The following is a 22,629-nucleotide window of genomic DNA, read 5'->3' as shown; positions in this document are numbered from 1 at the left end:
AGTGGTATGATAGCCTGATGATGTCCGATTAAGCCTTCAATCACTGGTTTTAACGATTAGAGTACTCAATATGCAAATGGCCGACAGTTCTCGCTTATATCAACAAATCGCTACCGAATTAAAACGTCGCATTGAGCAAGGTGTGTATGCCGTTGGTGAAAAATTACCGGCAGAGCGTCTTATCTCTGATGAAATGAACGTGAGCCGAACGGTGGTGCGCGAAGCCATTATCATGCTGGAAGTAGAAGGCTATGTGGATGTACGTAAAGGTTCCGGCATTCATGTTATCTCTAATCAGGCTAAAACCAGGGTGATGCCCCACAGCGGTTTGGAATTCGCCTCCTGCGGTCCATTTGAGCTGTTACAGGCTCGCCAGTTGATTGAGAGTAATATCGCTGAATTTGCCGCGACTCAGGTCACCAAAGAAGATTTGCTTAAGCTGATGGAAATTCAGGAACATGCCCGTAAAGAGGACCGCTTCAGGGATTCCGAATGGGATTTAAAATTCCACATTCAGGTCGCGATGTCCACCCACAATACGGCGATGGCCACCATTGTTGAAAAGATGTGGAGCCAGCGAGTGCTTAACCCTTACTGGCGTAAACTGCACGAACATATTGACGAGCGCTCCATCGAAAGCTGGTGCGACGAGCATGATAAAATCCTCAAAGCGCTAACCCGGAAAGACCCCTATGCCGCCAAAGTAGCCATGTGGGAACACCTGGAAAACACCAAACAGATGTTATTTAACGCCACCAGCGAAGACTTCGAATTTAACGTTGATCGCTATATGTTTGCTGAGAATCCGGTGGTACATCTGGAGCATGCTTCGGTGGTTGAGAAAAGAAAGTAAAACAACACTATTTCATCAACAAAAACGGCGAGATAATCTCGCCGTTTTCACGCTTATTCAGAAAAACCAATCGCTATCAGCGCTTGTCTTTTTCTTCTTCGGCTTCAACCTGACGGGCCCAGCGTGGATGGTGCTTTCTGGCCCATTTACGGCTGACTTTACCTTCAATCATGCCGGAAATAGAGCCCTTCACCCAGAATGCCATATAGATATGGATCAGAATGGCGTGAATCAGCACAATCGCCGCTACCGCGTGCAGTAACAGACACAAACGGATCGACCACATTGGGAACAGATGTGCAAAGTAAGGACGCCAGATGATAACGCCGGTAACCAGCAGCACCAGAATCAGGCTCATAATGCTCCAGAACATCATCTTCTGACCCGGGTTATATTTACCCACGTCCGCCACTTTGTGCTCATTGCCTTTCAGCACTTCCACAATATGCAGGAACCAGCCAATATCATCCTTCTTCGGAATGTTGTGCTTCACAAAGCGGAAGAACATCACAATCAGTACCAGGAAAATCAGTACACCAAAGAAAGGATGCAGAATCCGTCCCATTTGCGGCGTACCGAAAGTCTGCGTCAGCCAGTGTAGCGATGGGAAAAACATCGCAATACCCGACAGGGCAACCAGAAAGAAGCAAATCACTACCGTCCAGTGGCAGGCTCTGTCGATAAACGAGTTACGTTTAATCATCTTACTTTTCTTCATGATGATCTTCCTCGTCATCGCTGTCGACTTTATTAGGACCGACACCCACATAGTGGAAAATCAGACCGGCAAAGGTCGCTACAAAACCCAGAGCCGACAGCGGCTTCAGAATGCCTTTCCAGAAACCAACCACCGGACTGATGGTCGGATCTTTCGGCAGGCCGTGATACAGCTCAGGACGATCGGCATGATGCAGCACATACATCACGTGCGTACCGCCAACCCCTTCCGGATTATATAAACCGGCATTGGTATAGCCACGAGAGTTCAGCTCGGCAATACGCTCCTCTGCCAGATGAATCATGTCTTTCTTGGTACCAAAAGTAATGGCACCAGTCGGACAGGTTTTCACACAGGCAGGTTCCTGACCAACGCTAACGCGGTCAACACACAGGGTACATTTGTATACCCGATTGTCCTCTTTGTTCAGACGCGGAACGTCGAACGGACAACCGGCGATGCAGTAACCACAACCGATACAGTGTTCTGACTGAAAATCAACGATACCGTTAGCGTACTGTACAATCGCACCAGCAGACGGGCAGGCTTTCAGGCAGCCCGGCTCGCTACAGTGCATACAGCCATCTTTACGGATCAGCCATTCCAGCTTGCCGTTTTCCTCGACTTCCGAATAGCGCATAACGGTCCATGACTGCGGGGTCAAATCCGCCGGGTTATCATAAACCCCGACGTTATGACCGATTTCATCACGAATATCGTTCCACTCAGAGCAGGCCACCTGACAGGCTTTACAGCCAATACAGGTGGTGACATCAATCAGCTTTGCCACTTCTTCCTGGTGATGACGCACCTGTGGAGGCGGCGTCAAAACGTTGGTGGCGGAACGCTTCATAATGTCTTGAGATTGCATTGACATAATTGTTCTCCGTTACACCTTTTCCACGTTAACCAGGAACGCCTTAAACTCTGGCGTTTGTGAGTTAGCATCACCCACCGATGGCGTCAGGGTATTGGCAATAAAGCCGTTACGCGCCGCACCTTTAAAGCCCCAGTGAATTGGTATACCGACAGTTTCCACATCCTGACCATTTACTTTCAGCGTGCGAAGACGTTTGGTCACCACCACTTTGGTCTTAATCTCACCGCGTTTAGAACTCACCTTCACCATATCGCCATGCTGTACACCCACTTTCGCCGCCAGCCCTTCACTGATTTCAATGAATTGCTCTGGCTGAGTAATGGCATTCAGCTTCGAGTGTTTAGTCCAGGTGTGGAAATGTTCGGTTAAACGATAAGTGGTGCCCACGTAAGGGAATTCCTTACTGGTACCCATTTCTTTCTTATCGCTTTCAAACATCCGCACTGCCGGGTTAGACACTACGTTTGGATGCAGTGGGTTAGTACCAATCGGTGTTTCAATTGGCTCATAATGCTCAGGGAACGGCCCTTCCGCCATTTTATCCAGTGCAAACAGGCGAGCTACGCCCTCTGGCTGCATGATAAATGGACCGGTTTCCGAACCTGGTGCCGCGGTCAGGTTAAAGTCAGGCACGTCATTACCGCCCCACTTACTGCCATCCCACTCGATCAGAGTACGTTTTGGATCCCAGGCTTTGCCCTGTACGTCAGCAGATGCGCGGTTATAGATAATGCGGCGGTTAACCGGCCATGCCCATGACCATTTGGTGGTTAAACCTAAGCCTGATGGGTCAGCGTTATCACGCAGTGCCATCTGGTTACCGGCCTCAGTCCAGCTACCGGCATAAATCCAGCAGGCACTGGCGGTGGTACCGTCGTCCCTCAGATGAGCAAAGGTGGATAACAGTTGGCCTTTCTTCGCCAGTACATTACCGTTGGCATCCACAACATCCGCCAGCGCCCGACCGTTAAGCTCTTTCGCCACTTCTTCCGATTCCGGATGATGCGGACGAGAGTAGTTCCACTGCATATTAAGCAGAGGTTCCGGTGTGTTACCGCCTTCGGCGTTATACAGCTCGCGAATTTTAAACAGCAAAGCAGATAACATTTCACCGTCAGTTTTAGCTTCACCCGGTGGCTCTGCGCCTTTCCAGTGCCACTGTAACCAGCGACCGGAGTTAGCAATAGAACCATCTTCCTCAGCAAAACAGCTGGACGGTAAACGGAATACTTCGGTCTGAATAGCAGCAGGATCGACGTCGTTATGCTCGCCGTGGTTTTCCCAGAAGCTGGCCGTTTCGGTGGCTAATGGATCCATCACTACCAGGAACTTCAGTTTCGCCAGAGCACGGGCGGTTTTGTTTCTGTTTGGAGATGACGCCAGTGCGTTAACCCCCTGACAGATAAAGCCAGTTACCAGACCTTTGTCCATCCGTTCGAAATAGTGCATCCAGTCGTAGGATTGGTCCCATTTAGGCAACCAATCAAAGCCCCAGTCATTATCTCTCTGCGCTTTATCGCCATAGAAGCTCTTCATCATGCTAATAAAGAACTTAGGATAGTTACTCCAGTAGTTCACCTGACCTGGCAGTACGCTTTTCGGCGTAACCGCTGACAGGTAAGTTTCCAGATTAGCGTGTTTTTCTGAAGGCAGGGTCAGATAACCCGGCAGGCTTTGAGATAACAAACCAACGTCAGTAGTACCCTGAACGTTAGAGTGACCACGCAGTGCGTTTACGCCGCCACCCGCCATGCCGATGTTACCCAGCAGCAGCTGAATCATCGCCATCGTACGAATATTTTGTGAACCAACGGTATGTTCGGTCCAGCCTAATGCGTACAGGAAGGTGGTGGTTAAGTTTGGCGCACTGGTTTCCGCCAGCACTTCACACACTTTGGCAAAATCTGCCTGTGGTGTACCGCAGATGTTTTCAACCACATCCGGGGTATAACGGCTAACGTGATGTTTTAGCAGGTTCCATACACAACGCGGATCGCTTAGCGATGGGTCGCGCATTGGTTGGCCGCTGTCATCCAACTGATAGTTCCAGCTGGATTTATCATAACGCCCTTTCTGCTCATCAAAGCCGCTGAACAAGCCGTCTTCAAAGCCGAAATCTTCGCGAATGATATAGCTGGCATTGGTGTAATGCTTCACGTATTCCGCATTGATTTTATTATTTATCAGATACAGAATCACGCCCGACAGAAAAGCAATGTCGGTACCGGAACGGATTGGGGCATAAATATCAGCCACCGAAGCCGTTCGAGTGAAACGGGGATCTACCACAACAATTTTGGCATTGTTGTGTTTTTTGGCTTCCAGCGCCCAGCGGAAACCAACCGGATGTGCTTCTGCAGCGTTACCGCCCATCACCACAACCACGTTCGCATTTTTGATATCAACCCAGTGGTTGGTCATCGCACCGCGACCAAATGTTGGAGCAAGACTTGCTACCGTTGGTCCGTGTCAGATACGTGCTACTTGGTCGATTCCTAACATGCCGAGGGACCGGATAAACTTCTGAGTTAATAAACCGGTTTCGTTACTGGCCGCAGAGCCACACAACATACCGGTACTCAACCAGCGGTTTACTACCGTACCGGCGTCATTGGTATGTTGGAAATGCGCATCGCGATCTTCTTTCATTAATTTAGCAATGCGGTTTAATGCGTCATCCCAGCTCAGGCGCTGCCACTTATCCGAACCCGGCGCGCGGTATTCCGGATATTGCAAACGGCCTTCACTGTGAATGTAATCGATAAGCCCCGCCCCTTTCGGGCAAAGCGCACCGCGGTTTACCGGATGATCCGGGTCCCCTTCGATATGGAAAATACTACTTTTGGCGTTTTTCGCTCCGTCGCCCAGGCTGTACATTAACAGCCCACAGCCAACGGAACAGTAAGTGCAGGTATTACGCGTTTCACGGGCGTGTAATAATTTATAATTACGAGTTTCCGCCAGTGCCGCAGCGGGTGCAAAACCTAATGCCGCTGCAGTTGTACCCGCCATACCGCCAGCGCAGATTTTAAAAAACTGCCTCCTGCTGACCTGCATGGTTCTCTCCTCATTGATGACATACGAACTTAATCATTTACGCGCGGATTATAGAGGGAACAACCGTCTCACTTATTGATCTCGATCCTTAATTATCGATTTGTTTTTGTTAAAATCTTTACTACTTAATAGGTATTAATACAAAAATTCGATCAACTAATAGCATTATAATTTGCAAGGTTATTAAATTTAACATTTGAACAAAAAACAGCCATTCAGACGTGATTAAACCAACCATAAAAATGGTATTGATGACATATCACCCTGAAAGTGAAACATAATATATTGATAGACTAAAAATACACCTTAGATGTAAAAATTTGTAACTTGTTTTATTTTATAAAGAATTTTTACAATTCGACATATTTAACTACCTCTAAGGAAGTAATTTTTTTAACATTTAAATTAACATAAAAGTAGCGATTTTCTCGCGATTCCGAAGAGATGTTTTCTCCGTTTCAAATAAAAATTCTTCTCCTCCTTCTCCATTGGATACCACCCATTGACGTCATCAAAATGCCGCGTTAACTCACACTTACACATTAAATAATTTGCACATAAAGCAATATCAGCATCAATTATTTTGATTTAACAACCAAAGATATGATGGGTATCAAGCTGATAATGAGAGCTGGTTCTGATTATTTTTTCTGCGTCAAAAAATTTGTCGCTACGGTGGAAATCATTTTCCTGTCGGTTTATTCATTCCTCGCCTAGTCTGATCGGAGAAGCGACACTTAATCCCCTACCCATAATCATGGGACACAAGGAGCCTGACCTATGACACAACATACTTTTCGTGCTGAACCCTTTGCCCTGCCGTTTGATTTAAAAACTACTGCGCTGGTCATGATTGACATGCAGCGTGATTTCGTTGAGCCAGGTGGTTTTGGCGAAGCGTTGGGCAACGATGTTTCACTGGTTCGTACCGCCATTGAACCATGCAAAAAAGTGCTGAAAGCGGCACGTGACCATAAGATGCTGGTAATCCATACCCGTGAAGGCCACCGTGCCGATCTGACAGATTGCCCTCCGGCAAAATTAACTCGCGGTGGTCAAACCTTTATCGGTACCAAAGGCCCAATGGGTCGTATTCTGGTACGTGGTGAAGACGGTCATGACATTATCCCTGAGCTCTATCCGATTGCCGGTGAGCCAATCATTGATAAGCCAGGCAAAGGTGCGTTCTACCAAACCGACCTGCATTTAATTCTGCAAAATCACGGCATCAAAACCCTGATCGTCTGCGGTGTTACCACCGAAGTTTGCGTTAATACCACCGTGCGTGAAGCCAATGACCGCGGCTATGAGTGCATTATTCCTCAGGATTGCGTGGGTTCCTATTTCCCTGAATTCCAAAAATATGCTCTGGAGATGATTAAAGCTCAGGGCGCTATCTTTGGCTGGGTGAGTGACGCTAACGCCATCGTAGAAGGCCTGAAAGGGTAAGCCATCATGGAAGGGAGAACACAGGTTATCCACCCTTGCCTGACGGTACTCTCTGTGGGTTATCTTGCACAGCCTATTTTGCAAGGTAACCACTGTTTACCGGTGCACAGCGTGTTCTCCCGTGCGGTTAATTTGTCGCTGGTTAATGGCGGCCTGTTAACTCTGCTCAATAGCGAATATCAAAACCTGCCCTGCGCCGTAAGGATTGCGGCCCCGACGGGTTGGGACTGGCGCAATTACTGTCGTCGTTCCATGAATATCACCATCCAACAGGGACAGTTAATCGGTGGTGACTGGCAAGCCAACAGTACTCGGGCCAGCAACTGGCAACCGGCGAAGCTCAGCATGCCACCGGGGGTAGATAGCCAAATGATTGGCAACCACCACCGCGTATTAAAAACATTACTGATTGATTATTGCCAGCAACATCAGGTGAACAGCGCATTACAGCTGCTTCCCGATGGATCAACGGATGGACGACTCCCCTCGTTAGAGCTGGCACATAGCGATAGCCAATTACAGCAGCAGGTTGCTGGTTTAATCGGTTATGGCTCCGGTTTAACACCAGATGGCGATGATTATCTGTTGGGATATCTGGCCGCCCTTTCTCTGTGGCACCTGCATCCAACCGTTTCACGCCATATAACCAGCGTAAAAGCGGCAATAGCTCAGATGCTGACAAAAACCACGGATATCAGTAAGCACTATTTATCACTAGCACTACAGCAAGACTATTCCGAACCCGTTTACCGACTTTTAGGCTGTTTTTGTCGCCAGACCACGGAACAGGAATTGAAACTTGCCGGCCATCAGGTGATGCAGTTTGGTGCTGCTTCCGGCGTGGATTGTCTGGCGGGCGTATTACACGGTTTAAGGACCGTCAGTAGCGCGCACTAATACCCCAACTGGGGCCTATTTTTTAAATATTCATGTCGATATTTCCTAATATCGACACGTGATGACCTTGCCTGCAAAACCTGGCAGGCAGTAAAAGCACAGGTAATAAACATGAGTGTAAAACATAAAGTATTTGCCAATTTGTATCAGGATTCCGTCTCCCTGATGCAGATATCCGCTCAAATCAATAAGCTGCCCGGCATCGAGCAGGCGTCAGTGGTGATGGGAACAGAAACCAATCTGATTCAACTGCGCGACGCAGGTCTGGACAATGGCTGTCAGGCCGGTCCAAACGATCTGATTATTGCCGTTCGTGGTGAAGATGAAGCCTGTGATGAAGCCCTTGCGCTGGCGGAACAGCGTCTGAAAAGCAAACCGGAAGAGAGTAACAGCGGCGGTGTTTGCCCTCCGGTATTAACCAGTCTGGAAATGGCCAAAGAAACCGCCGAAGACGCCAATCTGGCGCTGATTTCTGTGCCCGGCGATTATGCCGCCGCCGAGGCGATTAAGGCCCTGAATCTGGGTATGAACGTGATGTTGTTCAGCGATAACGTCAGCATGGCCCATGAAAAACAGATCAAAGAATTAGCCCAAGAGAAACACCTGCTGGTAATGGGACCGGATTGTGGTACCGCCATTGTTAACGGTATGCCGCTGGGCTTTGCCAACGTGGTAAAACGCGGAGCCATTGGCGTCGTCGCCGCTTCCGGTACCGGATTGCAGGAAGTCAGCTGTCGTATCGATCAGTTGGGAGCCGGAATTTCTCAGGCTCTTGGCACCGGTGGACACGACCTGCACGAAGAGATTGGCGGCATTTCCATGCTGTTTGGTGTGGATGCGCTGGCAAACGATCCGGAAACGCAGGTGATTGTACTGATTTCCAAACCGCCTGCCCGCCCGGTAGCAGAACGCATTTTGCAGCAGGCGCAAAAAGCCGGTAAACCCGTCGTGGTTAACTTCCTGGGTGCCGATGCGCAAGAGTTCCATACCTCCGGCATCACCTTTGTTCACACGCTGGCCGATGCGGCAGAAGTCGCGGTGGCACTGCTGAATCAGAAATCCATTCCAGCTTCCGTGGCGCAAATTTCCCCTGCGGATGAAAAGGTACTGGCGGCTGAAAGTGTGCACTTACCTGCCCAGCGTCGTGAAATTCGCGGTGTTTTTGCCGGTGGTACTTTCTGTTATGAAGCGCAACTGCTGTGTAAGCAGCAAGGATTCTCAGCCTCTTCCAATACGCCGGTAAAAGGCAATACCCAACTCAGTGATATCTGGCACAGCCAAGGCAACACCATTGTCGATATGGGGGATGACGACTTCACCAACGGTCGTCCTCACCCCATGATCGACCCAACCCTGCGTAACCAACGAATTCAGGAAGAGCTTAGCGATCCTAAAACCGCCGTGGTGCTGTTCGATCTGGTTCTGGGCTATGGCGCATCAATGGAGCCAGCGGATGAACTGCTTGAGGTGATTGGTCAGGTGCGCGAGAAACTCGGTGCCAAAAATCTTCCCCTGTTAATTGCCCACGTTTGTGGAACCGAAGCCGACCCGCAAGTCAGGTCGCGCCAAATAGATAATTTACGTCAGGCCGGCGTTCTGGTCGCAGGCTGTAATGCACAGGCTGCGCTTTGGGCAAGTTATGTTGCTCGTCAGCAGGCAGAGAAATAATGGAGTCCCCAATGAATCAATTATTTAGTCAACCGCTGAAAGTGGTTAACGCAGGTCTGGCAAGCTTTGCTAATAACCTGCAACAGGCCGGTGGTGAAGTTATCAATCTGAGCTGGCAGCCACCCGCTATGGGCAACATTAAAGCAGGTATGGATCTGGCCTGGTTAATGCGTCATCCACTGGTAGAACAGGCCAACAAGCAGGCATTTGAGCAATATCTTAGCGCCCAGCCAGCGCTGGTTGACGTGATGTTTGCCCGTGAAGCTATCAGCGCTATGTCTCAGCGCAAGCTGATTCTGCATTCCGGTCCACCGATTAGCTGGGACAACATGTGCGGTCCGGTAAAAGGCGCGATTATTGGTGCCATTCTGTTTGAAGGCTGGGCCACCAGCCATGAAGCGGCAGAAAAAATGGTACTGGACCATCAGGTGGATTTGGAACCGTGCCACCATTATCAGGCCGTTGGCCCGATGGCAGGGATTATCAGTCCGTCTATGCCGCTGTGGGTGATTGAAAATAAAACCAACGGTGCCCGTTCGTTCAGTAACTTTAACGAAGGGCTCGGCAAGGTATTACGTTTTGGTGCCAACAATGATGAAGTGCTGCAACGCCTGCACTGGATGGCAAACGAACTGGCTCCGGCACTGAAAAAAGCCGTTGCCATCTTAGGCGACCTTGAACTGAAACCCCTGATGGCACAAGCGCTGCATATGGGTGATGAAGTTCATAACCGTAACGCCGCAGCCACTGGCCTGCTGATTAAGCGCCTGATTCCTGCCCTGCTGGAAAGCGGCCTGCCGTTAGATCTGATCCAGCGCGCTACTGCCTTTATCGTGGGTAACGATCACTTCTTCCTCAACCTGTCTATGGCGGCCTGTAAAGCCATGATGGATGCCGCCGCCAACGTACCGTTCAGCTCCATGGTTACCGTAATGGCACGTAACGGTGTCAACTTTGGTATCCGTTTATCCGGTACCGGTGACCGCTGGTTCCAGGCGCCTGCCAACCCGGTTGAAGGTCTGTTCTTCCCTAGCTATGGCGTGGAAGATGCCGCCGCCGATTTAGGTGACAGCGCCATTACCGAAACCGCGGGTGTCGGTGGCTTTGCCATGGCCTCTTCTCCGGCCATCGTGAAATTTGTTGGTGGTACACCGGATGATGCCACCAATAACAGCCGCCGGATGCAGGCCATCACGCTGGGGGGCAACCCGGCCTTTACGCTACCGGCGCTGAACTTTGCACCAACCGCTGCCGGTATTGATGCACGTAAAGTGGTCGATCGGGGCATTCTGCCGGTCATTAATACCGGTATTGCACACAAACAGGCCGGCGTAGGCCAAATCGGTGCTGGTATTACTACCGCGCCAATGCCGGGTTTTGTTGAAGCCATTTCTGCACTGGCAGAACAGGTCAGACTGCATGCAGAAAAACATCATGAAGGAAAAGCATCATGAGTAAGCCATTAGCCATTGTGGCAGTAGGCGGTAATGCGTTGATTACGGACGATAAGCACAACAGTATTCCTGACCAGTATCTGTCAGTAATTGAAAGCGTTAGCCATATTGCCGAAATGATCGAAGCGGGCTGGGACTTAGTGGTTACTCACGGTAACGGACCACAGGTTGGTTTTATTCTTCGCCGTTCAGAGTTGTCAAAACAGGAAGTGGCGCCGGTACCGTTGGATTACGCGGTTGGTGATACTCAGGGTGCCATTGGTTATATGTTCCAGAAAGCGCTGAATAACGAACTTCAGCGTCGTGGAATTAATAAGCCGGTGGTGACCATTGTGACTCAAACTTTAGTCAGCGCCGACGATAAAGCGTTTAGCCATCCCAGCAAGCCAATTGGTGCCTTCTTTGATGAAGCCACGGCCCGTCAGCGCCAGCAGGAACTGAACTGGACGGTGATGGAAGATGCCGGCCGCGGCTGGCGTCGTACTGTAGCCTCTCCTTTGCCACAAGAGATCATTGAACATCAGGTGATCGCCAGTCTGTTAGCTCAGGGCTGTGTGGTTATCGCCTGCGGCGGCGGGGGGATTCCGGTGGTACGTGATGCCAAAGGTCAGTTAACCGGTGTTGAAGCGGTTATTGATAAAGATCTGGCATCCGCCCTGCTGGCTCAACAGCTGGAAGCTGACCTGCTGCTGATCCCTACCGGTGTGAAGCAGGTAGCGGTCAATTTCGGTCAGCCGGATCAGCGTTGGTTAAGCAACCTGACCATGGCGGAAGCGCAAGAACTTATCGATCAGCAGCAGTTTGGCGCTGGCAGCATGTTGCCAAAAGTGGAAGCCATTATGGGGTTTATTGCTTACAACCAACAGCATGGCAAAACCGGCCGCGGGTTAATTACCAGCCCGGAAGCTATTCGTGATGCGCTGGAACACAAAACCGGCACCTGGATTACACCGTAGTAAACCCATTTTGAGCCCTGCCCTGGCGGGGCTTTTAGACAGAATAATTATTTAACAGGAGACAACACATGGCAGCAACAACCTTGCTGGCGGTCAACGGCACTCTAATGCGTGGACTGGAACTCAACCCGAATATGCTTAAAGCCGGCGGCGTATTTGTACGTGAAGATAAAACCGATGCGCACTACCGCATCTGGAGCATTAACGATCGTCACCCGGGCATGATCAGAGTGATGGAAGGCGGCACCTCGGTATCGCTGGAAATCTGGGAACTCCCATTAAGTTCATTCGCTGACTTACTGATGAGCGAACCTGCGGGTTTAGCCATTGGCAAAGTGAAACTGCAAGACGGCAGCGAAGTGCTGGGCGTGCTGGCAGAGCCATGGTTAACCGAAGGACAAAAAGAGATCACTGATTTAGGATGCTGGAGAAAATATACCGGGCATCATCACCTAAGCTAAACGCTATAGCGTAAAGGAATATCGTATGCGCAAAACGAGTGAAAATTTAAACACTGCTTCAGGGCTCCGTATCGCCATGATTTTGCTGGGTATCGCCGTTACACCGGTACTGCTTTCCTCATCCAGCTTAGGTAATCAGTTGTCCAGCTCTGAGTTGATTCAGGTGGTCAGCATTGGCGGATTAATTCTGGCTATTTTAGCGGCAATTACTATCAGCGTAGGGGAAAAGGCTCGCTTACCTACCTATGGCATCGTGAAATACGCCTTCGGTGAGAAAGGGGCTATTGCCATCAACATCCTGATGGCTATCAGCCTGTTTGGCTGGATCACCGTTACCGCCAATATGTTTGGTCATTCGGTTCATGACCTGCTGGCGCAATATGGTTTTAACCTGCCAACTCCGCTGTTGGTTGCTTTCGGTTGTATTATCTTTGTTGCCTCCACCGCGTTTGGTTTTGAAGTGCTGGGTAAAGTGGCGCAGTTTGCAGTGCCAATTATCGCGCTGGTGCTTTGCTATATTCTTTACGTGGCGGTTAACGGTAAAGTGCCGGTGGTTGAACATCTCAGCTCAATGAATATGGGGGTGGCCATCTCATCGGTGGTGGGTACCATTATTGTTTTAGTCGCCACCCTGCCGGATTTCGGCAGCTTTGTGCATAACCGTAAACACGCTATTATCGCTGCATTGCTGACCTTCCTGATTGCTTATCCACTGCTGTACTGGGCGGGCGCAACGCCGAGCGCACTGAGTGGTCAAAGCTCACTGTTAGGGGCTATGGCTCTGTTTGGCGCGGTATTACCGGCGGCCATTCTGCTGATTTTTGCTACCGTTACCGGCAACGCGGGCAATATGTTTCAGGGCACGCTGGTGGTTTCCACTCTGCTTACCCGTTTCCCTAAATGGCAAATCACCGTGGCTTTAGGCGTGCTGGCAGCCATCGTTGGCAGCATGGATATTATGGCGTGGTTTATTCCGTTCCTGTTATTCCTTGGTGTGGCCACTCCTCCGGTGGCGGGCATTTATATTGCTGACTTCTTTATCTATCGCCGTAATGGTTATGATGAAAGCCTGCTGGCTAAAGAATCTCAAATTAAAGTCACCACCTTTGTGGCATGGATTATCGGTTCACTGGTTGGCTTTATGACCATCAAAGGCATGTTTACCCTGACCACTATTCCATCGGTAGACTCCATTCTGGTGGCCTGTGTGTGTTACGCGGTGTTAAGCAAACTCACCTCTGCCAACAAATAAACCTCTGTTCGGCTATCTGCTCTGTCTGTTCTCACTCCCCTGACCGGGAGTGAGAATATATCCGCTTTAACACAAACGTTGACAGGCGGTTGCATCCGCTAATTAACTGCTTCATGATGCTTTTCAATTAATCGCGCCAATCTCCCGCAGGTTTAATATGTTTATTTCTGATGAGACTATTCGCATTGTCCGTCTGGTTGCTGAATATAAAAGCATTACCACCGCCGCAGAGCACATTAATAAAGTGCCGTCGGCCATCAGCTATACGGTTAAAAAGCTGGAAGAGTCATTCGGTATTGAGCTGTTTATTCGCAAGGGGCGCTATATTGAACTGACCCCCGCCGGTGAATATTTTATTCACCACAGTAAGACCATTCTTGACGATCTGGATGCGCTGAAGCGCAATACGGCATTGGTGCATGAAGGGGTTGAGCGCGAGCTGACGGTGGCGGTAAATAATATTGTCGCTCCTGGTGCATTGGTGGAGTTTATCAGTGAGTTTGAGCAGGCATTTCCCTCTACCCAGCTAAAAGTGAATACCGAAGTGTATAACGGCAGTTGGGATGCGCTGTACAGTAAGAAGGCCGACTTAGCCATTGGCGCACCCCACTCGGTTCCCAGTACCGAGGGCATTATTAGCGCCCCTATCGGGCAAATGGACTGGGATTTTGTGGTTGGCCCTACGCATCCGTTAGCCACGCAGGTTCATCCTTTGCAGAATGCCGAGTTGCGTAAATATCCGGCGATTTGTATTCGCGATACGTCGATTAATTTCACCCGGCAGCAGGCATGGTTACTTGAAGGCCAGAAGCCGGTGTTTGTGCCTGACTTTCATATTGCGATTGATTTGATTCGGCGAAATGTAGGGATTGGTTATATTCCTCATCATTTGTGTTTGCCGTTGCTGAATGCCGGTGAGTTGGTGAAGAAGCCAATGCAGGAGCATAAGCATGCTACTCAGATGTTTGTTGCTTATCGGTCGGATGGGATGGGGAAAGTTCGGCAGTGGGCGGCGGAGTTTTTGCTGCGGGCGGAGATGAAGGGGCGGTTGTGTGGCTATTTTTGATGGGTGTTGGTAGACCTGATTAATTAGCTTCTGTGGATATTCCGGCCGTAAAGGCGATATTGTGGGTATTGGCATTGTGCTCGGCCGGAAGACCATCTGTACTTTACTCCGGAGTGCGTCGGGCCTAGTCCGCCTACGGGCGCTTCGTTGGCTTACGCCAAGTCGACCCCAACGGCGGCCTCTCCCGACGATTGGCTATGTTTAGGAACATCTACCCTCATAATCTCTTTAAAACATTTTCTCCGAGTGTTTTGAATTTTGATCACACCACTCTCAATTGCTAACTATATTTCCTTCAACAACTGCTTTCGAGAATACAATTTACCCTGCTGTTTATCCTTTTCAGAAAGCGTCAAAATCTTGAGTATTGCTATCGCGTCATCTTTAAATTTTCTATCTTCAAAAGACTCGATAACATACGCGGGTATGTCGTTATGGGTTACCAATATTGGTTCAGAAAGATCTAAATCAGCGGCATGTTTTTTTATGTAGCTGATTGTTTTTATTTTCATTAGGTTTTGCCTTTCTGCTATTAAAAATTTACTTTCGAACCAGAGGCAAAGATAAGAATCTCTTCCTATCAATGCCCTGATTTCAATAATTTTTATACCTGCCCTTCGACCTCTGATTTCATTTCATCCTCCACACAATAAAGCGCACTAAACAGCGCTTCCATTTTTTCATGCAGGATAAATTGCAGTGACTCTTTTACCGCAGCTTCATTGATGTTGATGACTGCGCAGGTCAGCGCTAAGCATTGTTCTACCAGTTCCAGCGGATCTTTTGGGGTGGAGTCGATAAGTTTAAGCATGACGGCACCCTCCTTTTTTCAGCCAGTTTGCTGCAACAGGGGATCGTTTTTTCGATCCCGATCCGCAATTGGATCTTACTGCGAGTATAAATTCAGAGTGAATTTGGGTATGCTTCTTCACAGCCATGATGTTATCTCCGATATAACGTTGTGGTGAGAAACCCCGTATGTGTTCGAGCACTGCGGGGTTTCGCTATTTTGGCTGGCGGATAAAAAACCGGCAGCCAGAACACAGTATATTTGTACAGGGAGAGGGTCAATGGAGCAGAGGCCGAGTTGGTGGGTTAATTTTAAAATGTGGGGATGGTTCGCAAATATTTGAGAATGGGGTGAGAGTAGGGATTCTCAATTAGGATGAAATATTATGGAGATTGTTGAGGGATAATCTTAGCTATTGGGATCAGTTGATATTTAATTTGGTTGTCGAATAAGAGCGAAAAATGGATATAATACTCAACTTAACTGAAATTCCCAGCCATGTTAGATACTAAAAGTACCGTTTAAAGAATTAATTCCTCAAAGTTTCAAAAATGAAGAAAATTCATTAAGTCAGATATGTTTTATTTTATTGATATAAAAGTTTCACGGATATCCATTGATAAAAACTGAGGAAACTCTTCAATCACTTGTAATACTCCAAGTTTTAATCCTGAATCTCCATTTCTATTTGATATGGCATTTAGTTCTGGAATTTTTTTGAGCAAAAGTGTTTCCCAGTCATGTCCACGCATACGAAGAAACTCTTCAGGAAGAAGAATCGACCACCCGTTTTGCAGGACGCATGAAACAATTTTTTCAAGTTTTATCCCTGTAATAGAAATGAGATTATTTGAAATATTTTGAGCATCTCCTTCTGTGATCTTACTTATTTCAATGTTGGTATCCAAATCGCTTACAGAAAAGTCTACTAGCTTTTTCTTTCCCGCACGAACAAGTGCAAATGCAACATAAAGTGGATCGAGGAGATAGTTTTCAATTGAATACCTTCGACCTTTCCCTAAAATATATACAGGATATTTTTCTTTTCTTATACCATCCCAGTCGACGATTCCTCTTACAACATCATTTCCAGCTTCACTCAGCCTTGTAACAATTGATTCGACATCTGAACAATTCGAGGTGCCACTATGTGGTTCTAAAAAGATTGGTTGATAGTCCATAGGATCTGAACGATGAACGATCTGAAAGAGGCGCTGAAAATATAATACGTCATATTTACTTTCCACAAATATTTGTCGCCGATTATCGAGTGACACTTTGAGGTGAGGTATTCCATCTGTAAGAACCTCAATACCACGATTTGTACTAATCATCTCCGGAAGCTTTGTTTCTCTGTTCATTTCAAACAGCGAATTGTTGGGGCACATTGCCGCAGTGGAAGGCGAATGTGTTGTTAGAATAACGCGAACATCAGCCTTTTCTACCACTACATCTTTCAGAGTATCAATCAAAAGTTTTGAATATTGAGGATGAAGTGGGGCATCTGGTTCATCCAAAATTAGCAAATCTGGTTTTCCGGATGACTCCTGAGTGTTATATATCGCTAGAGCAAGTGACATTAGCACTTTCTCACCCGTCGATAAATCGTTTGCAGATATCTCAGTTCCATTAGATTTATCTATTAAATGTAGTTTATATGCTGAGTCTATATCAATCTCTTCAGGACTGACTACTTCATAAGAGAGGTCCGCTTTTGCAAGTATTTCATTTACTAAACACCATGGTTTTGGTCCATATATATTGAAGAACTGCTCATCGGTTAATGTTGAAATATTTGTTTTATTTCTTGCATTTCGAAATCTATTAAATTCATTCTTTATGTATCTAGTATGGTAGGTTTTGAATACGAGAGCTAATTGTGAAGCAAAGATTGTACCTGGAGTAGCATCTGCCAAATTAATATTGAAGTAGACATCATCCTCGGTCAGGGCCTCAAAAGGTTTTGATGTCTTGCTAATAATGCCCCTAACTACCTTTAGTATAGATTCATTATTTCCCGTTACTCTAGGCAGAAATTGTGTAATCGGATCAGAAAACGTTTCCCCCATGTTTTGAGCTTGTTTTAAACTAGTTTGATATTGTTGAATCTGCATCCACCAGTTTTTTGTATTTTGTGTAATCTGATGGGGTTCACATGTTTCGTCAATTTTAGGATTAAGGCCACCAAATCCAATTAGTTGAATTTTATTTATTGGGATGTTCGAGTCTGTAATGGTTGAAATTTTTATATCTGACATAGCCTCAAGCAGATGACTTTTTCCACTTCCATTTTTTCCAGTAATTATACAAAAATTTGGAAGATCGAACGATACATCCGCCGGAATGGATTTATATTTTTTATTGATTGAGACTTTCATCTTTTTTACCAAAGTGTATGGGCTGACATTATGTTTTCAAAATTGAGAGAAGGCGTATACATTCTTGCTGTTGCAGTCATATAGAAACAACATCCTAATAAAAAAACAAAGGAGTTTTCCTCCACAACCACCAATAAACCCCAAATCACCACATCAAATCATCCGGCACCTTAAAATCAGCATACGGATCTTCCTCATCCAACTCTTCCTGACTAAGCGCACTATTCAGCACAATACTATCCGCATCCCGCTGTGCAATCTTATCCGCCACACTCGCAGGAATAATCGCATATTGATTCTCACCGTTGCCATCAACCACCAAACGCGCAATTGCCAGACGACCGCTAATCAACTGCGTCTGAGTCAGCTTATCCACCGTCACTCTTTTAATGACATTGTCATCGGTGAAGTTAAAATCAATATCGCCTTTTGAAATGTTGATTCTGTTCATTTCAATAAGCTGTTTCACCTGAGCTTTATACTCTTTAGATAATGCAGCCTGTTTTTGTTGTTCGCTTAGCTGCTTATCACGCTCAAGCTGCGCCTTTTTATTTTCTTCTACCGCTTCTCTTGCTTCACGCGCCTGAACCCGTGATTTTTTAGCCGTTCGTTGAACTTTGGCCATCTTTTTGCTGTTTACTAATCCCGCTTTTAACAGCTGCTCTTGTAGGGTGAGTTTTGTCATCTTCGTTTCTAAACCAATTGAAAAATTTGTGGGATTATACCTGTAACCAACTCTTACATCATCCCCTCTTCCTCTACCGCCCGAGCCCCAACCGTCACTTTATCCACCCCATAAGCCTTCCTGACCCGCACCTGCAACGCCTCTAGCTGTATCTGAATTTCCTGCTTTAAATCTCCGCTATACAACATAGAGGTCTCCATGTTTTTATATCGCCCCTGACGCATAGCGCTCCCCCCAGTTATAGGAACCAACGCACATCACCTGCTCATCAGCCATCACAATCTTGCTATGCACCCGATTCATGACATAAACCTGAACGCCGCTATTACGCAATGCTTCACAACACTGCTTAAATGCTTGATCTTTTTCAGCATGGTATTGATTGTTATCGAAAGCATTAAAGTAATAGTCAGTATAAATATTTACCTCAATACCTCGCGTTACCGCTGCCTGCATGTGTTGAAGGAATCCGGAATCCGTCAGGCGAGCAAGCACCAGCCAAGGTGAGACCATATCTACTCGCTTGTGCACCATACTCAGCAAATTGAGAAAGAAAGGATCGTGCTCTTCAGAGCCATTAATTAATGTTGGTTTCGGACATAACTTCATTAAATCAGGGCGGGAGCCAATAGAGAAACTCAGTTCATTCTGTTCACAACTAAACAGATACTTCCCCAGCAGATGCCTTGGCGTTCCTCTACCGGCCGAAGAAATAACATCCATATCACCAAACACCAGAAAACTGTCTTTGGCCCGGGATACCGCAACATTCAACATAGAGGAGTCATTATCAATAAAACTGCCATCGTTGTGGCGGGAATAGACAGCAGAAAAGATCACCACTTTCCTTTCGGCACCCTGTAGCGCATGCACCGTGCCGATGGTCATTTCCCCTTCGCCTCGCCCAACCTTTATCCCCGCGGCCTCGCACAACTCGGCAATTAATCTCTCCTGCGCTTTAAAGGGAGTAATAACACCAACAATATCCTCTAATTTTGCGCCATACGTCGTTTCTAACTCGCTACGTTTTGCCGCCAGCCAACCGGCAACCGTCGCGGCTTCAAGCCGATTGATACGGCTTCCTCCCATAGGCGATTCAGCCATACCATCAATATGCAAATAGCCAAAGGCGGGGAGTGTTAGTTGATTATCACTTGATACGCGGTATTTTCCGCGCTTTGGAAGAAGCAATCCCTGATAACAAAGATCGTTACAGAAGGAGATAATCTCATCAAAACAACGACGATGTTCCCGAAGAAACATTCCCGGTTCCGTTTCGTCTAAATAACGATACCGACTGGCAGATTGTGCAATTCGCATCACGCTACCATCCACCACTGAACGCCCCCTCAGGCAGAGCTCGTTATACTCATCGCGGTGAGAAAACAATTGGTGCTGCATCATGTTGCCCACATCAACCGCCCGCGATTGATTACTCACCGGCTTGATTTGATGTATATCTCCAATCACTAATGCCCGTTTTGCCAGCGAAAATGATGCCGCTGCGGTATCGGGAGCAACTTGCCCTGCCTCATCAATAATCAGTAGATCGATTTCATTAACTAAATAGCTTTGGCTATATTCCTTCTCCCCCTCGTACACACTAAAGGTCATGCACCCGGGCAGAGAGTGAAGCGTAGAAACAATGCACGGCGTAAGCTTCATTCGCCGATACCAACGAGGACGAACCGATTTTAACCCGGTCTTTTCTTTACCCGTCTGGCTTAGCTTAAGCAGTTCATGTTCCAGTGCCCGACAATCAAGCAACCAACGCGCCTCCCAATAATGCACGGCAAGTTGAAATAATTTAAAGCGCAATGAGACATCCAGTGCTTTATCAAGCTCATCCAGCGTTTGAGTGGTATCCGCTGAGGAAATAAATCCCGATGCCAGATTAAACCAGCATCGTTCTGCGCTATTTCTTTTCTCCAGCAGGCTGTCCCAGCTATCCAGTAAGGCTTCGGTCTGAATAATGGTTTGCTGTTGAGCCGCTATCCATTGAGATAACGCAGTTTCCGGGTTGATATTTTCCGTGGTATCAATAATCTGACGCGCTATTGCACTTAAACGTTGCTCAATAAAAAGCTCTCGTTGAAGCTGACGTTTTCTTGCTATTGGCGGCAATACATTTAGCAGAGTCAACAGTATCGACTCATCGGCACAGAACTGTTTCCACTGCAGAAGATCGTGACTAATCAGATCGCATTCCTGCTTCATAATCAGCAGTTCAACCTGCTTTGCGGCTTTAGCCAATTCCGCATCGCTTCCCATCGCGTCATAACAATGCTTTTCAGCCTGCTTCAGTGCCTGCCAGGCGTGCTGTATGCTATTAAGCTGTTGATGATGATGGTTTAGTTCGGTATGCAGACGCTGTTGTATCTTAAGCACGCTGTCCAGCTGATTATCGCCAAATACGCGTTGAGCCTTCAGCAAAAACTCTGATTCTGCACGGTCGATATATTCAGGGTCTTCTAACGAGCGGTAAAAGGCCGCCGTCTGGTAATGTTTAGCCGCTTTGTTCTCCAGACTGGAAGCCGGGAAATAGCCACCGTAACTATTAATATCGGATAACCAACGACCACTAAAAGGATCGCTATTTTCTTCAAAGTCTTTACCGAATGCTTCAATGATATTGGTGACAGCCTGATTATTGGTAGAGGCCGCAATAATCAAAGGGGGCTCTTGCTGTTTAAGCGCGGCATCAACCCACATAGAGGCGACAACCGATAAGACAAAGGTGGTTTTTCCGGTTCCCGGCGGCCCATTGACGGCCAGAATATCCCCTTCCGGCATGGTCAGCACCTGAGCTAATGCATCACGTTGCGCATCCGCCAGAGGGAATTTTGAATTTGAATGACCGCTGCGTAATGATATGGCGGACAGCGCATCGACACAGGGTTGATAAGTTGTACAGCAACCTAAAGCATAATTATCCAGCAGCGGGAGCGGTTCCTGACAGCCATCCAGCCAGTCATAGAGCTTCAGTATATTGCGGGTACCATTACTGACATCATCACTCTTAATCAGATACCCTTTATCTTTCTTATTTTCATAACGTTCACGAAGTACCTGGTCGTTACATAACTCAATAAATAAACTGCGGGTAAAATAGAGATACTGCGTCCAATAAGATTCCAGCTCTTTATGGCTTTTAGCGCTTTTAAACAGTGCTATGGCTTCTTGTTCTGAAAACACCAGCAGTTCATGTTGATCTAAAAATTTATCCATCTCTCTGACGGATGAAAGGGTTAATTTATCATCATGCTGAGGAGATAACAGATCGCGGGGAATAACAGGCGATGATTCGGGCAAAAAGAAACCGTCACGACTTACCCAAAATATACAAATAACCGGCGTCAAGATTTCAGGAAAAGAACCGCTATATTTTTTCCCATGTTCAAATTTAAGTTTATATGCCGTCGGCCGATAGACTACTTTAACCAGCGATACATTTTCTGCTTCATTGTTAAACAGAGATTCAAGTACATCACTGTCTTTATCCAGATAACCATTTTTCAACGAATCCACAGGGACAGATAAATAGGTATGAAGTTCTTTTGACGTTAATGCACCTTTACCACTTTCAGCGTCCGCTAAAGAATTACGCCAATACCGCAACCATTGCCCTGTTTTGGTTGAATTCATGCCTGTCATCCCTTGCTCTGGCTCTCTTCTACAGAACTGCCATTTGTTTGATTTTAATATGCGGCAAACCGCCTGACATTCTAATATCAACCTTTACGGCAGAAATGAATTAGATAACAGGCAATGTATAACGCAATATTTATTGCCCATTACAATAACAGAGAGATAAAGCTTCGGCGTATTTTTGCAAAGTGATTTTTAATTTCTCCGCCAGAGAATAATTAATTTAAACACTAACCACACCGCCAATTAATACACATTGAATACAGTCAAACAGAGGTCAATTATCTTCTGTTCTCATATAAAGAAAATGGCTGTAAATTCTGACTCCATTTCGTGTTTAAATATCACCTGTAAAATCTTTTTTATACTTTAGTCTATTAAAGTAATTATTGCCTGACAGACCGTTAACCATACCAA

At 47.0% G+C, this 22,629-nt stretch carries 18 protein-coding genes; 9 read left to right on the top strand and 9 right to left on the bottom strand.

The annotated features are described in order from the left end of the window. Positions 1 to 70 precede the first annotated feature (70 nt). Entirely contained in the window at positions 71 to 853 is a 783-nt protein-coding gene (exuR, locus tag EKN56_RS03625) for a transcriptional regulator ExuR (RefSeq protein WP_130590559.1), read from the top strand. A gap of 76 nt (positions 854 to 929) precedes the next feature. On the opposite strand, the gene fdnI is transcribed toward exuR, so the two are convergent. Genes fdnI through fdnG form a run of 3 tightly spaced genes read right to left on the bottom strand, consistent with a single transcriptional unit; the run spans position 930 to position 5,508 of the window. Continuing rightward, complete coding sequence (gene fdnI / locus EKN56_RS03620) at positions 930 to 1,574, bottom strand: formate dehydrogenase-N subunit gamma (protein WP_130593588.1); 645 nt, start codon at positions 1,572 to 1,574, stop codon at positions 930 to 932. After that, positions 1,558 to 2,448: a formate dehydrogenase subunit beta gene (fdxH, locus tag EKN56_RS03615; RefSeq protein WP_130590558.1), complete on the bottom strand. Its 891-nt coding sequence runs from the start codon at positions 2,446 to 2,448 to the stop codon at positions 1,558 to 1,560. The genes fdnI and fdxH overlap by 17 nt, the downstream gene beginning before the upstream one ends. A gap of 12 nt (positions 2,449 to 2,460) precedes the next feature. Continuing rightward, entirely contained in the window at positions 2,461 to 5,508 is a 3,048-nt protein-coding gene (gene fdnG / locus EKN56_RS03610; RefSeq protein ID WP_142665286.1) for a formate dehydrogenase-N subunit alpha, read from the bottom strand. A gap of 780 nt (positions 5,509 to 6,288) precedes the next feature. Between fdnG and EKN56_RS03600 the strand changes: the two genes are divergently transcribed. The 8 genes from EKN56_RS03600 (at position 6,289) to EKN56_RS03565 (ending at position 14,711) form a co-directional block, all read left to right on the top strand. After that, entirely contained in the window at positions 6,289 to 6,957 is a 669-nt protein-coding gene (locus EKN56_RS03600; protein WP_130590555.1) for a cysteine hydrolase family protein, read from the top strand. A gap of 6 nt (positions 6,958 to 6,963) precedes the next feature. Next, positions 6,964 to 7,854 carry a DUF2877 domain-containing protein gene (locus EKN56_RS20855; RefSeq protein WP_168189598.1) on the top strand — a complete coding sequence of 297 codons (891 nt, stop codon included), beginning with the start codon at positions 6,964 to 6,966 and terminating at the stop codon, positions 7,852 to 7,854. A 111-nt stretch (positions 7,855 to 7,965) separates the two neighbouring features. Next, positions 7,966 to 9,522 carry an acyl-CoA synthetase FdrA gene (gene fdrA / locus EKN56_RS03590; RefSeq protein ID WP_130590554.1) on the top strand — a complete coding sequence of 519 codons (1,557 nt, stop codon included), beginning with the start codon at positions 7,966 to 7,968 and terminating at the stop codon, positions 9,520 to 9,522. Positions 9,523 to 9,533: 11 nt separating this feature from the next. Next, positions 9,534 to 10,976 (top strand): YlbE family protein, encoded by a 1,443-nt coding sequence (locus tag EKN56_RS03585; protein WP_130590553.1) that lies wholly within the window; start codon positions 9,534 to 9,536, stop codon positions 10,974 to 10,976. Next, positions 10,973 to 11,932 (top strand): carbamate kinase, encoded by a 960-nt coding sequence (gene arcC / locus EKN56_RS03580; protein ID WP_130590552.1) that lies wholly within the window; start codon positions 10,973 to 10,975, stop codon positions 11,930 to 11,932. The genes EKN56_RS03585 and arcC overlap by 4 nt, the downstream gene beginning before the upstream one ends. A 68-nt stretch (positions 11,933 to 12,000) precedes the next feature. Next, positions 12,001 to 12,393 (top strand): allophanate hydrolase-related protein, encoded by a 393-nt coding sequence (locus EKN56_RS03575; protein ID WP_108901462.1) that lies wholly within the window; start codon positions 12,001 to 12,003, stop codon positions 12,391 to 12,393. 25 nt (positions 12,394 to 12,418) lie between these two features. Continuing rightward, the gene (locus EKN56_RS03570) at positions 12,419 to 13,645 is read left to right on the top strand and encodes a cytosine permease (protein ID WP_130590551.1); all 1,227 of its coding nucleotides are present in this window, start codon (positions 12,419 to 12,421) and stop codon (positions 13,643 to 13,645) included. A 157-nt stretch (positions 13,646 to 13,802) separates the two neighbouring features. Beyond that, entirely contained in the window at positions 13,803 to 14,711 is a 909-nt protein-coding gene (locus EKN56_RS03565) for a LysR substrate-binding domain-containing protein (RefSeq protein ID WP_130590550.1), read from the top strand. 284 nt (positions 14,712 to 14,995) lie between these two features. Here EKN56_RS03565 and EKN56_RS03560 read toward each other — a convergent pair whose 3' ends face one another. The 6 genes from EKN56_RS03560 to EKN56_RS03540 form a co-directional block, all read right to left on the bottom strand. Then, a complete protein-coding gene (locus EKN56_RS03560) occupies positions 14,996 to 15,223 on the bottom strand; it encodes a type II toxin-antitoxin system Phd/YefM family antitoxin (RefSeq protein WP_130590549.1) in 228 nt (75 codons plus the stop codon). Positions 15,224 to 15,315: 92 nt separating this feature from the next. Further along, positions 15,316 to 15,522, bottom strand: a complete 207-nt coding sequence (locus EKN56_RS03555) for a hypothetical protein (RefSeq protein ID WP_130590548.1) — start codon at positions 15,520 to 15,522, stop codon at positions 15,316 to 15,318. A 560-nt stretch (positions 15,523 to 16,082) separates the two neighbouring features. Beyond that, positions 16,083 to 17,879, bottom strand: coding sequence for an AAA family ATPase (locus EKN56_RS03550; protein ID WP_130590547.1), 1,797 nt, complete (start codon positions 17,877 to 17,879; stop codon positions 16,083 to 16,085). A gap of 145 nt (positions 17,880 to 18,024) precedes the next feature. Further along, positions 18,025 to 18,564, bottom strand: coding sequence for a DUF2058 domain-containing protein (locus EKN56_RS03545; RefSeq protein ID WP_130590546.1), 540 nt, complete (start codon positions 18,562 to 18,564; stop codon positions 18,025 to 18,027). Positions 18,565 to 18,617: 53 nt separating this feature from the next. Next, a complete protein-coding gene (locus tag EKN56_RS21435) occupies positions 18,618 to 18,752 on the bottom strand; it encodes a hypothetical protein (RefSeq protein ID WP_260676954.1) in 135 nt (44 codons plus the stop codon). A 16-nt stretch (positions 18,753 to 18,768) separates the two neighbouring features. Further along, positions 18,769 to 22,209, bottom strand: a complete 3,441-nt coding sequence (locus tag EKN56_RS03540) for an AAA domain-containing protein (protein WP_168189597.1) — start codon at positions 22,207 to 22,209, stop codon at positions 18,769 to 18,771. Positions 22,210 to 22,629: the final 420 nt, after the last annotated feature.

This window comes from Limnobaculum zhutongyuii, from assembly GCF_004295645.1.
GTDB lineage: Bacteria > Pseudomonadota > Gammaproteobacteria > Enterobacterales > Enterobacteriaceae > Limnobaculum > Limnobaculum zhutongyuii.
This window is presented reverse-complemented; position numbering and strand designations above follow the sequence as displayed.

Bases quoted from the DNA above. Each gene is read 5' to 3' on its own strand.
- exuR (WP_130590559.1), top strand. From the start codon at position 71: ATGCAAATGGCCGACAGTTCTCGCTTATATCAACAAATCGCTACCGAA.
- fdxH (WP_130590558.1), bottom strand. From the start codon at position 2,448: ATGTCAATGCAATCTCAAGACATTATGAAGCGTTCCGCCACCAACGTT.
- EKN56_RS03600 (WP_130590555.1), top strand. From the start codon at position 6,289: ATGACACAACATACTTTTCGTGCTGAACCCTTTGCCCTGCCGTTTGAT.
- EKN56_RS20855 (WP_168189598.1), top strand. From the start codon at position 6,964: ATGGAAGGGAGAACACAGGTTATCCACCCTTGCCTGACGGTACTCTCT.
- fdrA (WP_130590554.1), top strand. From the start codon at position 7,966: ATGAGTGTAAAACATAAAGTATTTGCCAATTTGTATCAGGATTCCGTC.
- EKN56_RS03585 (WP_130590553.1), top strand. From the start codon at position 9,534: ATGAATCAATTATTTAGTCAACCGCTGAAAGTGGTTAACGCAGGTCTG.
- arcC (WP_130590552.1), top strand. From the start codon at position 10,973: ATGAGTAAGCCATTAGCCATTGTGGCAGTAGGCGGTAATGCGTTGATT.
- EKN56_RS03575 (WP_108901462.1), top strand. From the start codon at position 12,001: ATGGCAGCAACAACCTTGCTGGCGGTCAACGGCACTCTAATGCGTGGA.
- EKN56_RS03570 (WP_130590551.1), top strand. From the start codon at position 12,419: ATGCGCAAAACGAGTGAAAATTTAAACACTGCTTCAGGGCTCCGTATC.
- EKN56_RS03565 (WP_130590550.1), top strand. From the start codon at position 13,803: ATGTTTATTTCTGATGAGACTATTCGCATTGTCCGTCTGGTTGCTGAA.
- EKN56_RS03560 (WP_130590549.1), bottom strand. From the start codon at position 15,223: ATGAAAATAAAAACAATCAGCTACATAAAAAAACATGCCGCTGATTTA.
- EKN56_RS03555 (WP_130590548.1), bottom strand. From the start codon at position 15,522: ATGCTTAAACTTATCGACTCCACCCCAAAAGATCCGCTGGAACTGGTA.
- EKN56_RS03550 (WP_130590547.1), bottom strand. From the start codon at position 17,879: ATGAAAGTCTCAATCAATAAAAAATATAAATCCATTCCGGCGGATGTA.
- EKN56_RS03545 (WP_130590546.1), bottom strand. From the start codon at position 18,564: ATGACAAAACTCACCCTACAAGAGCAGCTGTTAAAAGCGGGATTAGTA.
- EKN56_RS21435 (WP_260676954.1), bottom strand. From the start codon at position 18,752: ATGTTGTATAGCGGAGATTTAAAGCAGGAAATTCAGATACAGCTAGAG.
- EKN56_RS03540 (WP_168189597.1), bottom strand. From the start codon at position 22,209: ATGAATTCAACCAAAACAGGGCAATGGTTGCGGTATTGGCGTAATTCT.